Source organism: Paraburkholderia steynii (genome assembly GCF_900100565.1).
GTDB lineage: Bacteria > Pseudomonadota > Gammaproteobacteria > Burkholderiales > Burkholderiaceae > Paraburkholderia > Paraburkholderia terrae.
In genome coordinates this window covers 1-11,977 of record NZ_FNDI01000052.1, presented here as the reverse complement: position 1 = coordinate 11,977, position 11,977 = coordinate 1, and the positions used below count along the sequence as shown (strand labels likewise).

Annotated in this window: 11 protein-coding genes; 9 read left to right on the top strand and 2 right to left on the bottom strand. The window is 62.4% G+C overall.

Features of this window, described 5'->3' with window-relative positions; translation table 11 throughout:
* Positions 1–21 precede the first annotated feature (21 nt).
* The 7 genes from BLT65_RS43880 (at position 22) to hslU (ending at position 7,592) form a co-directional block, all read left to right on the top strand.
* A complete protein-coding gene (locus BLT65_RS43880; RefSeq protein WP_042305000.1) occupies positions 22–741 on the top strand; it encodes a DUF484 family protein in 720 nt (239 codons plus the stop codon).
* Positions 742–752: 11 nt separating this feature from the next.
* Positions 753–1,676, top strand: coding sequence for a tyrosine recombinase XerC (gene xerC / locus BLT65_RS43875; RefSeq protein WP_091790367.1), 924 nt, complete (start codon positions 753–755; stop codon positions 1,674–1,676).
* A gap of 75 nt (positions 1,677–1,751) precedes the next feature.
* Positions 1,752–2,954: a class I SAM-dependent rRNA methyltransferase gene (locus BLT65_RS43870; protein ID WP_091790366.1), complete on the top strand. Its 1,203-nt coding sequence runs from the start codon at positions 1,752–1,754 to the stop codon at positions 2,952–2,954.
* A gap of 178 nt (positions 2,955–3,132) precedes the next feature.
* Positions 3,133–4,215, top strand: coding sequence for a CobW family GTP-binding protein (locus tag BLT65_RS43865; RefSeq protein WP_208545903.1), 1,083 nt, complete (start codon positions 3,133–3,135; stop codon positions 4,213–4,215).
* Between the two features lie 604 nt (positions 4,216–4,819).
* A complete protein-coding gene (gene dksA, locus BLT65_RS43860) occupies positions 4,820–5,239 on the top strand; it encodes an RNA polymerase-binding protein DksA (protein WP_007582076.1) in 420 nt (139 codons plus the stop codon).
* Between the two features lie 466 nt (positions 5,240–5,705).
* Entirely contained in the window at positions 5,706–6,242 is a 537-nt protein-coding gene (gene hslV, locus BLT65_RS43855; RefSeq protein WP_035987163.1) for an ATP-dependent protease subunit HslV, read from the top strand.
* Between the two features lie 9 nt (positions 6,243–6,251).
* Complete coding sequence (gene hslU, locus BLT65_RS43850) at positions 6,252–7,592, top strand: ATP-dependent protease ATPase subunit HslU (protein WP_091790364.1); 1,341 nt, start codon at positions 6,252–6,254, stop codon at positions 7,590–7,592.
* 98 nt (positions 7,593–7,690) lie between these two features.
* On the opposite strand, the gene BLT65_RS43845 is transcribed toward hslU, so the two are convergent.
* Entirely contained in the window at positions 7,691–8,233 is a 543-nt protein-coding gene (locus tag BLT65_RS43845) for a response regulator transcription factor (protein WP_007743952.1), read from the bottom strand.
* Entirely contained in the window at positions 8,230–9,534 is a 1,305-nt protein-coding gene (locus BLT65_RS43840; protein WP_091790363.1) for an ATP-binding protein, read from the bottom strand. The genes BLT65_RS43845 and BLT65_RS43840 overlap by 4 nt, the downstream gene beginning before the upstream one ends.
* 139 nt (positions 9,535–9,673) lie before the next feature.
* On the opposite strand from BLT65_RS43840, the gene BLT65_RS43835 reads away from it, so the two are divergent.
* Positions 9,674–10,150: a hypothetical protein gene (locus tag BLT65_RS43835; RefSeq protein WP_244187063.1), complete on the top strand. Its 477-nt coding sequence runs from the start codon at positions 9,674–9,676 to the stop codon at positions 10,148–10,150.
* Positions 10,151–10,566: 416 nt separating this feature from the next.
* Entirely contained in the window at positions 10,567–11,928 is a 1,362-nt protein-coding gene (locus BLT65_RS43830) for an IS110 family RNA-guided transposase (RefSeq protein WP_091778625.1), read from the top strand.
* Positions 11,929–11,977 lie beyond the last annotated feature (49 nt).

Sequence of the window (11,977 nt, the reverse complement as noted above, 5' to 3'; positions counted from 1 at the left end):
CGCAACCATTAAGCTGAAACCATGAACGAACGCGAAGTCGCCGACTACCTGCTAGCCAACCCCGAATTCTTCGCCGAGCACGCGGAACTGCTCGCCTCCGTGCGGCTCGCCAATCCGCACGGCAAGGCTGCCGTGTCGCTGCAGGAACGTCAGATGGACATGCTGCGCGAGAAGAACAAGCATCTCGAGCGGCGTCTCGCCGAACTGCTGCGCTACGGACACGAAAACGACAGCATCGCGTCGAAATTCGGTCGCTGGACGACGCGCGTGATGGCCGAACGCGATCCAGGCGCGCTGCCGCGCACGATCGCCATGGGCCTGCGCGACGTGTTCGACGTGCCGCAAGCGGCGCTGCGCGTGTGGGAAGTGTCCGAGCCGTACTCGCAGGCGGAATTCACGCGCCATGTCGGTGAGGAAGTGCGCATCTTCGCGAACAGCCTCGCCACGCCGTACTGCGGCGCGAATACGGGCTTCGAGGCGGCGCAGTGGCTGACGCCCGCCGTGTCGGCCGTGGCCGGCGACGCCACGGCCTCGGGCGACGGCGTGTCCGTGAACGGCACCGAATCGATCGCGCTGATCGCCTTACGCGACCCGGAAGCGTCGAATGACGCCGCCGCGTTCGGGCTGCTGGTGATGGGCTCGCCCGATTCGCGCCGCTTTCACGACGGCATGGCCACTGATTTCCTCACGCAGATCGGCGCGCTCGCGAGCGCTGCGCTGAGCCGCCTGCTGCCGCGCTGAGCGTCCGCCACGTGACATCCGCCGACCCGATCGCCACCTATCTGTCGAGCCTCGAGCACGAGCGGCGGTTGTCGGCGCATACCTTGCGCGCCTACACGCACGAACTCGACGAGCTGAAAAAGCTCGCGAACGGTCGCCCGCTCGAAAGCCTCACCGCTACCGATATCCGCGGCGCTGTCTCCCGCGCACATGCAGGCGGGCTGTCGGCGCGCTCGATCGGGCATCGGCTGTCGGCGTGGCGCGCGTTCTACCGCTGGCTCGCCGGACGCATCGAACTGCCCGCGAACCCGGTCGCGACGGTACGCGCGCCCAAACGCGCGAAGACGCTGCCAAAAGCCCTTTCCGTCGACGACGCACACCGGTTGATGGAAGCCCCCGCGACGGCCACAGCCGAAGGCGCGCGCGATCACGCGATGCTCGAACTGTTCTATTCGTCAGGCTTGCGTCTGTCGGAACTGGTCAACCTCGACGTGCATTTCTTCGACGCCGATGGCTATCGCTCGACGGGCTGGCTGAAGCTGGACGAAGCGGAAGTCGAAGTGCTCGGCAAAGGCAACCGGCGGCGCACGGTGCCCGTCGGCAGCAAGGCGCTCGATGCGCTGCGCGCGTGGCTCGCCGTGCGCGGCGAACTGTTGAAGCTCGATCCGCATCCGCTGTTCGTGTCGGCGCGCGGCAACCGGATGTCGCCGAACGTCGTGCGCGATCGCGTGAAGCGCATGGCGCTCACGGCGGGCATTCCCGCCAATGTTCATCCGCACGTGCTGCGCCATTCGTTCGCGACGCACGTGCTGCAGTCGAGCGGCGATCTGCGCGCCGTGCAGGAACTGCTCGGCCACGCGAGCATCGCCGCGACCCAGGTCTATACCGGCCTCGATTTTCAGCACCTCGCGCGCGTCTACGATCAGGCGCATCCACGCGCCAAAAAACGCGACTGACGCTGCCCGCGCAGCCAGTCATATCTGCTTTGCCGCTTTCGGCGGCATATTGTTCTGCTGAATCCTCACGAAGTCATGAATACCGTTACGCTGAAACCGTCGAAAGAGAAATCGCTGCTGCGCCGCCACCCGTGGGTCTACGCGAATGCGATCGACCGCGTCGACGGCAAGCCCGCCGCCGGCGCCACCGTGCTGGTGCGCGCGCACGACGGCCGCTTTCTGGCGCGCGCCGCGTACAGCCCGCATTCGCAGATCCGCGCGCGCGTCTGGAGCTTCGACGAAAGCGAACCCGTCGATCACGCGTTCTTCAAGCGCCGCGTGCAGAGCGCGCTCGCGCACCGTCAGTCGATGGTGCATAACACGGGCGCGACACGGTTGATCTTCGGCGAGGCGGACGGCCTGCCGGGACTGATCGTCGATTACTACATCCAGGACGACGATTCGAAGCGCGGCCAGATCGTCTGTCAGTTCATGGCAGCCGGCGTCGAAGCCTGGAAGGACGCGATCGTGCAGGCGTTGATCGGCGCAACGGGCTGCCCGAACGTCTATGAGCGTTCGGACGTGTCGATCCGCGAAAAGGAAGGGCTCGAACAGACGGTCGGCGTGCTCGCCGGCGATGAGCCGCCCGAAACGCTGATCGCCAGCGAAAACGGCGTGCGCTATCACGTCGATGTGCGCAACGGCCACAAGACGGGCTTCTACGTCGATCAGCGCGATAACCGCGCGCTGGTGCAGGAACTGTCGAAAGAACGCGACGTGCTGAACTGCTTCTGCTACACGGGCGGCTTCTCGCTCGCGGCGCTCAAGGGCGGCGCGAAGCGCGTAGTATCGATCGATTCGTCCGGCGAAGCGCTGGCATTGGCGCAAGCAAACGTCACGGCAAACGGCTTCGACGCCGCGCGCGCCACCTGGCTCGACGCCGACGCGTTCAAAACGCTGCGCCGCCTGTACGACGACGGCGAGCGCTTCGACCTGATCGTGCTCGATCCGCCGAAATTCGCGCCGTCGCGCGAGCACGTGGACCGCGCCGCGCGCGCGTACAAGGACATCAACCTCACCGGCCTCAAGCTGCTGCGGCCGGGCGGCCTGCTGTTCACCTACTCCTGCTCGGGCGCGATCGATGCTGAACTGTTCCAGAAGATCGTCGCCGGCGCGGCGGCCGACGCGCGCGTCGATGCGCGCATCCTCAAGCGGCTCGGGGCGGGCGTCGATCATCCGCTGCTGACGGCGTTCCCGGAAGGCGAATATCTGAAAGGCCTATTGTTGCAAATCGCCTGATCGCCCATAGTTAGGGCGTTATTTCCCTGGCGTTGACGGGGCTTTGGCCATGCAGCAGCGGCGCCCCGGCACTTATGCTTCAATATTCAGCTGAATTCATGCGGTTCGGGCCCTGCGCGCGGCGCGCGGTTCGCACCCCAGTTTGACGAACACAAGGCGACTTCACATGGCGAACAACATGATTCCCGTCACTATCCTGACCGGCTTCCTCGGCAGCGGCAAAACCACGCTGCTCAAGCGCATCCTGAACGAGAAGCACGGCATGAAGATCGCCGTGATCGAAAACGAGTTCGGCGAAGAAAACATCGACAACGACATCCTCGTGCAGGACACGGGCGAGCAGATCATCCAGATGAGCAACGGCTGCATCTGCTGCACGATTCGCGGCGACCTCGCGCGCGTGCTCGGCGATCTCGCCGCGCAGAAGCAGGAAGGCAAGGTGGACTTCGACCGTGTCGTGATCGAAACGACGGGGCTGGCCAATCCCGGCCCGGTCGCGCAAACCTTCTTCATGGATAACCAGATCGCCGACGAATTCCTGCTCGACGCGATCATCACGCTCGTCGACGCGAAGCACGCTAACGCACAGCTCGACGAACACGAAGTCGTGCAACGCCAGGTCGGTTTCGCTGACCGCCTGTTCATCACGAAATCCGATCTCGTCGACGAAAACGTAGTTGGCGATCTGCGCCACCGTCTGCTGCACATGAACCCGCGGGCGCAAATCCGCGTCGTGAACTTCGGTGAAGCGGACATCAAGGAAATCTTCGACCTGCGCGGCTTCAACCTGAACTCGAAGCTCGAAATCGATCCGGACTTCCTCGCCGAGGACGACCACGATCACGCGCATCACGACCATGACCACGATCACGATCATGACCACGCGAACTGCGATCACGATCACGGCAAGTGCGATCACGAAGGCCACGATCACGGCCATCATCACCATCACGCGCATCACGACGACAAGATCAAGTCGTTCGTTTTCCGCAGCGATCGCCCGTTCGATCCGAACAAGCTCGAAGACTTCCTCGGCGGCATTCTGCAGATTTATGGCGAGCGCCTGCTGCGCTACAAGGGCGTGCTGTACATGAAGGGCGTCGATCGCAAGGTCGTCTTCCAGGGCGTGCATCAGATGATGGGCAGCGATCTCGCCGCCAAATGGCAGCCCATCGAGAAAAAGACCAACAAGATGGTGTTCATCGGCATCGAACTGCCGCAAGACCTGATCACCGACGGTCTTGAAGCCTGCCTCGTCTAAATCGTTCTACTGGCTGGGGTGGACGCCTTTTAGCGTTCGTCCCAGCTGCCATCTGTTCGCTTCCCAACGCGAAAAAGACCTCAAAAGCGCAAGCACGGCAATTTAAAAGCCGGTTTACGGTCAAAGCACGTGAAAACCCTGTTACGAGAATACGTGTACGACCATCGCTTTTTAGTGAACAGCGCGTTATATTTTCACGATAAGTGGAGTTTGCGGCAGGGATTTCCCCTGCTTGCGGTTTCGTATTGTGATTCAGTTACAATACGGCCCCACTGGAGAAAGAGAACGATTTGCCCGGTGTAAAGCGCGTAGTCGCTTCGCAGCCGTGCCGGGCCGATAAACGGCGCCGGAAAATCTAATCCGGGGACATCGCCGATATGCCGGCCGGCCACACCCCGGCTTATAACGCGCTGCCGGGAAGCATTGCCTCAGGAGCATTGGAAGAATCGGTTTCCAGAGGAGTTCGGCCCCGCATCGGCGCTTCGGCGTCACGACAGCCCACCGTCCGTGTTCGCCGGCGCTCATTTGAGCGTCATCGAGGCGCCTTTGCGGGCAACACGAAAGTGCGGGCAATGATTTGCCTCACATTGACGAAGCAAGCCAGATGACGACGAAACGACTCTTGACCGAAGCCGAAATCCTGAAGATGAGCGACAAGGATTACATGAATGAGGATCAGCTCGCTTTCTTCAAGAACCGGCTCGAGCAGCTGCAGGCGGATATTCTCCGCAATGCCGGCCAGACCACCGAGAACCTCCGCGAAACCGTGATCGTGCCGGACCCGGCCGACCGCGCGACGATCGAGGAAGAGCATGCGCTGGAACTGCGCACGCGCGACCGCGAACGCAAGCTGCTGAAGAAGGTGCAGCAGTCGATCGCGCGGATCGAATCGGGCGACTACGGCTGGTGCGAAGAAACGGGTGAGCCGATCGGCATTCCCCGCCTGCTCGCGCGTCCGACCGCCACCCTGTCGCTCGAAGCACAGGAACGCCGCGAATTGCGCCAGAAGCTGTTCGGCGACTGATCGACGGGCGGCGCGGTTTTCGGGGTCCGCGCCCCAGACACGCTTCGTCAGAGGCGCACGGTGAACCGTGCGCCTCTTTTTTCTTTTCAGGCTGCGCTTTTTTCGGTCCGCTTGCCGGTTTGCATGGGCTAATCGGTAAATGCGCGACGCATAATCTGACGTGCGGGCGGTCCGTCAGCACCTTTTACTGCCGTCGAAGCCTCGACAGCGCATTTCCCAGTCACCGCACCCTTTCCGCCTTTTCTCGCGCCCGTTCGACTCGGGCTCTTGATATGGCAGCGTCCGCCCTAAAATAAATCCGACATGCGTTGCACGCGCGCGCGACACCCAGCATCGCGCGCCGGCCGCTCTCGGATTCCGTGGTGGCGCATTGGCGTCTCCGCGTCCTCTGTCGACCCAGAGTTAGCGCTTTAGCGCTTACTCTGGTCCCTCGCAAAGTATTTGCGGTTTTGGAAAAGGAACGCATATGGAGCAATTTCACGGCACGACGATCGTCTCCGTGCGCCGCGGCGACAAGGTCGCGCTCGGCGGCGACGGCCAGGTCACGCTGGGCAACATCGTCATGAAGGGCGGCGCGAAGAAGGTCCGCCGCATCTACAACGGCAAGGTGCTGGTCGGGTTCGCCGGCGGCACGGCCGACGCGTTCTCGCTGCTCGACCGCTTCGAAGCCAAGCTCGAAAAGCATCAGGGCAATCTCACCCGCGCCGCCGTCGAACTGGCGAAAGACTGGCGCACCGACCGCATGCTGCGCCGTCTGGAAGCCATGCTGATCACGGCTGACGCGACCACCACGCTGGTCATCACCGGCAACGGCGACGTGCTCGACCCGGAAGGCGGCATCTGCGCGATCGGCTCGGGCGGCGCGTACGCGCAGGCCGCCGCGAAGGCGCTCGCCGACAACACGGATCTTTCGCCGCGCGAAATCGTCGAAAAGTCGCTGGAGATCGCCGGCGACATGTGTATCTACACGAACCACAACCGCGTCATCGAGACAATCGAGTAAGGACACACGATGAGCACCATGACTCCCGCCGAGATTGTCTCGGAACTCGACAAGCACATCATCGGCCAGCATCGCGCGAAAAAAGCCGTCGCGGTTGCGTTGCGCAACCGCTGGCGCCGCCAGCAGGTCGCCGACCCGCTGCGCCAGGAAATCACGCCGAAGAACATCCTGATGATCGGGCCGACGGGCGTCGGCAAGACGGAAATTGCGCGGCGGCTCGCGAAACTCGCCGACGCGCCGTTCATCAAGATCGAAGCGACCAAGTTCACGGAAGTCGGCTACGTGGGCCGTGACGTCGACAGCATCGTGCGCGACCTGATCGAAATCTCGGTCAAGCAGACGCGCGAAACCGAAATGCGCAAAGTCCGCACAAAGGCGGAGGATCTCGCCGAAGACCGCATCCTCGACACGCTGCTGCCGGGCGCGCGCACGGTCGGCTTCGGCTCGGGCGCAGAGTCCGGCGGCGACGAATCGAACGCGACGCGTCAGACGTTCCGCAAGCGTCTGCGCGAAGGCCTGCTCGACGACAAGGAAATCGAGCTCGACATCGAGATGCCGCAAACCACGATGGACATCATGGGGCCGCCGGGCATGGAAGACATGACCGAGCAGATCCGCTCGATGTTCGCGAACCTGGGCGGCGGCAAGAAGACGCGCCGCAAGGTGAAGGTGAAGGAAGCGCTGAAGCTCCTCACCGACGAAGAAGCCGCGAAGATGCTCAACGACGAAGAGGTCAAGACGAAGGCCGTGCAGAACGTCGAGCAGAACGGCATCGTGTTCCTCGATGAAATCGACAAGATCGCGTCGCGCAGCGAAGCCGGCGGCGGCGAGGTCTCGCGTCAAGGCGTGCAGCGCGATCTGCTGCCGCTCGTCGAAGGCACGACGATCAACACGAAGTACGGGATGGTGAAGACCGATCACATCCTGTTCATTGCGAGCGGCGCGTTCCATCTGGCGAAGCCGAGCGATCTGATTCCCGAACTGCAAGGGCGCTTTCCGATTCGCGTCGAACTGGATTCGCTGTCGGTGAAGGACTTCGAAGCGATTCTCGACGCCACCGACGCCAGCCTCGTCAAGCAATACCAGGCGCTGCTCGAAACGGAAGACGTTCACCTCGAATTCGCCGACGACGGCATCCGCCGTCTTGCGGAAATCGCTTACTCGGTGAACGAGAAGACGGAGAACATCGGCGCGCGCCGTCTTTATACGGTGATCGAAAAGCTGCTCGAGGAAGTTTCGTTCTCGGCGGGCAATCATGCCGGCAAGAACGTGATGATCGACGCGGCGTATGTCGATCGCGCGTTGAACGAGGTCGCGCAAGACGAGGACCTGTCGCGCTACGTGCTGTAACGCGCGTCGTCACACCGGCGAACAGCCAAACGAAAGGGCGGCGCTCCGCAAGGAGCGCCGCCCTTTTTCATGCTCGTCCGCAAGAAACTACGACAAGGTCACTGCTTGACCGGCCGCTTCGCAAGCTTGCGCTGCAATGTGCGCCGATGCATGTTCAGCGCGCGCGCCGTCGCCGAAATGTTGCCGCCGTTTTCCGCGAGCACGCGCTGGATGTGCTCCCACTCCAGCCGCGCGACCGACAGCGGCGTCGGATTCTCGATCGCCTCTTCGGCCTGCAACGCGCTCGCTTCCGTTTGCAGCGCGGACAGAATCGTTTCGACGTTCGCGGGCTTCGCCAGATAGTTATCCGCGCCGTCCTTCACCGCCTGAACGGCCGTCGCGATGCTCGCATAGCCCGTCAGCACCAGCATCCGCGCGTTCGGTTGCAGGTCGCGCAGCGGCGCGACGAGATTCAGCCCGGAGTCGTTGCCCAGATGCAGATCGACGGTGATCTGCCCGAACTTCTGCTGATTCGCGAGGCGAATCGCTTCGTCGGCGTTGTGCGCTTCGGACACCGTGAAGCCGCGCCGCGTCAACCCGCGCGCGAGAATGCCGGAGAATACTTCGTCGTCGTCGATGACCAGAAAATTCTTATCGCTCATGCTTGCTTCTCCGTATTGGACGACGCGGCGCCCAGCCGGCCCGCGCCCGTTTGCTCGCGGGCCAAAGGCAACCGCAATACTGCGCGCGTGCCGCGCGGCTTGATTTCGCTGACGTCGGTGAGCTCGATCGATCCGCCGAGCCGCGCCGCCGCCGAAAACGCCAGATACAGCCCGACACCGTGTCCGCCCTGCGTGCTGTCGACGGGCGCCGCGCCCAGTAAGCCGCGCAGCGATGCGGGCACGCCCGGACCGGCGTCGCAGACCTCGAAGTCGATCGAATCGTTGTCGGCGAGCGTCGCGGCGAGCGTCACGTGATCGCGGCTCGCGCGCGCGGCGTTGTCGAGCAGGATGGTGAGAATCTGGCTGACGGCGACGGTGTCGTCGACACTGACGTTCGCGGGCGGCTCGCCGAGGCGCTCGAACTTGACGTGCGGGTGACGCAAGCGCCACTGATTGACGAACGAATCGAGCCATTCGTCGACCAGTTGCCGGCTGCCTTGCGTCGATGCGCGGCTGCGCAGGCGCGCAAGCGCCGACGTGCATAGCGTCATCTGCTGGTCGAGGATGTCGAGGTCGGCGGTGTACGGCTTCAGACCTTCGTCGCTGCGGGCGGCATCGCGCAGTTCTTCCGTGAGCATCGCGATCGTCGACAGCGGCGTGCCCATTTCATGCGCGACTGTCGCGGCCTGCACGCCGAGCGCCACCGCGCGCTCGTCGCGCAGCAGACGCTGTTGCGCATCGCCGAGCGCCGCATCGCGTTGACGCAGCCCGCGCGACATGCGCGCAACGAACCACGCGATCAGGCCGACGCTGACCATGAAGTTCACCCACATGCCGGCGCGATAGTAGTCGAACAGATTCGCGGGATTGTCGAGATTGAGCGGCACCGATTCGAAGCCGAGCACGGCATAGCACGCCACGGCGAACGCGGCGAGCCACGCCATCAGATGCCAGGGCAGTACGGCGGCCGCAATCGCCAGCGACGGCAGGTACAACGAGACGAAAGGGTTGGTCGTGCCGCCCGACAGAAACAGCAGCGCGGACAGCGCGCCGAGATCGACCCACAGTTGCCCGAACAGCTCGAGGTTCGACTCGGGCTTCTGGCTCGCGACGCGCAGCCACGTCAGCGCATTGAAAATCACTTCGAGCCCGATGATGAGCAGCATCGCCGGTAACGGCAGCTTGACGCCGACAAAGGTCTGGACGAACGCAATCGTCACGAGTTGCCCGATGATGGCAAGACTGCGTAGCCAGAAGAGATGCCCGAGGTTGACCCGGCCGGTGACGGTTATGCGCTGCATCCTGCGAGTTTAGCTGTTGGGAGGGGTCTGATTCATCTAGCGAATGTTCGGAACTATAGTGGTCTTTATCGTTTCCGGCGCGGCCGACAATCTCCACCCACAAATGCTTAAAACAACAGTTGATCCACATCAAGTTCTTTTGGATTCCTTCCAGACATTCCTGCGTCATGCTGTCGCAGCGCTTCACAAGGGCGACCGGCAAGCCCACGACATCTGGCTCCAGGCCGCTTCGCATCTGTTTCCAACCAATCCCGATTCGCTCGATGAAATGACACCGCAACTGGTCGCCAAGGGACGCGGCGTCGAGGCGGAGACGATTGCCCGTGCTTTCGCCGCGCTCGCGCCGCACGATCCCCGAGCGCTCTTTCGCCTGGGTCTCACACTGCAATTGATGAACCGGCACGGCGATGCCGTCGCGCCCTACCGTGACGCGCTCGCCATCGACCCCGACCTGCATAGCCTGCGCAACAATCTGGCAAGCGCGTTGATGTGGATGAACCCGGCTTCGGCGGAAGCGGCCGAACTGCTGACGGCCGCGCTCCACCAGAATCCCGCCGATACGAACGCGTGGGTCAATCTCGGCAAGTCGCAGGTATCTATAGCGGTGCGGAGTTGACGCCGAGGGGCAAGTCGATGATGGGGCTGCAAGGTGCCTCGACGAAGTGATCGCGGGTCGACTTCGCATCGAATTCATAGTTTTTCTATCTGAGTCCGGGCGCAGGGCGAACGGCGAGGGGCAAGAGTATGAGGCCGAGCTTATGTCGATTCTGACTCGCCGTTCAACTCCGCCTGCACCCTCGCTGTACCCTTGCCGGCGGGCACCGAGCCCAGCGACCTCAAGAACGTGGGAGAGCCCGCAAAGTTCGTCCCGACGACGTGAAGCCCATGGTTGCAGGGTTCGGGCTGGCGCAGGCAAGAGTAACGAGATGGTGGCGCATGAATCTGCAAAGTTCAAGCGGCCACGAATGAAACACCTGGCAGTGCTGCCCGGCATCGAGCCCTCTGATTCGTCGATAAGGAGAACAATAACTCATGGCTTTTATCAGCAATGCACCGGTGCGCCACCGAACCGTCGGCATCGATCTGGCAATCAGCGCGGTACAGGTCGCGCAGATCTTTGATGATGGCCGTGCGATTGGCAAACCAATCCGCTTTCGTTTGACTTCAACCGACCTCAGGCGTTTCGTGTCAGCCATCAAGAGCGGCGTCGGTGCGGAAACGCCAATCACGGCAGTGATGGAACCAACCGGCATGGCTTGGTTTCCGGTGGCGAACTGGCTGCAGCGTGCCGGAATCAAGGTCATTCGAGTCAAGGGACAGCGCGTGAAGGCGTTGCGCAAATACCTCAGCGAGCATGCCAAGACCGATGCGGCCGATGCGCATGTATTGGGCGCAATACCCGGCTTTGGTGGTCGTGGCCTCGACCCCGTTCATGTGCCCGGGCCCGAGCAACATGCACTACAGCGACTGACCAAGCAACGTCACCGCTATCAGGAACTAGTATGTTCCGCGCGGCGCCGCGTTCTTGACCTCGTCCGCTGGGCCTGTCCGGCCCTTGAGCCTGTGTTACCCGATACAGTGACGCAGATCACGTTGGCAATTCTCGGCGAGCTATTCGATCCGCGCAAGGTTGTCGCCATGCGGCGCGATGTGCTCGCCCGATTTCTGTCGCGACACGCTTCAGGCAATCATCCCAAGAGCGGCCCCTTTATCGATTCGCTGGTTGAGAAGCTCAAGTCAGCTGCCGAGGAGACCATCGAGCTCCACGGTGATAGTGTCGATTTCGTTGCACTGCAATTCGAGGTGGCACAGGAAGTCGAACATTTGCGATTGTGGGATCGTCACGTCAGCGCGATCGAGCGTGAGGTAGAACAGATCTATCAGCGGGTGCATCCGTCCAATGCGCTTCGAACCATCCCCGGCATTGGGGCGACCCTGGCTCCCTTGCTCATCGGCGTACTCGGCTACGCGAAACGCTTCCGTAACGAGGATCACATCCGTGGCTTCTGCGGCATGTTCCCAACCAGAAGTTCATCTGGTGGCATAGAGAAGCCCGGGCAGAGGCTGACAAAGAGCGGTAGCGATCGCGTCAAGCGGGCGCTGTACATCGCCGCGGACGTCGCACGCAAGATCGATCCAGATCTTGCCGCCGTGTACTGGCGCCTCATGGTGAACAAGGGGCATCACCACAAGCAGGCCATATGCGCAGTTGCTACGCGTTTGATCAACCGGATCTATCGTGTGCTGAAGACCGGCGAGCCGTACGTGCTTCGAGATCAGGAGGGTAACGCGATTACCGTTCAAGAGGGCAAGCGTATCGTTGCTGCGCAATTCACAGTGCCACTCGAAGTCCGCCAGTCTCGCAGGAACCAGCCCATGCCAGAACCGGCGTAGAACCTCGTTTCGAGGCCGCGAATAAGCGTTGACAGTCGGTACGAGATCA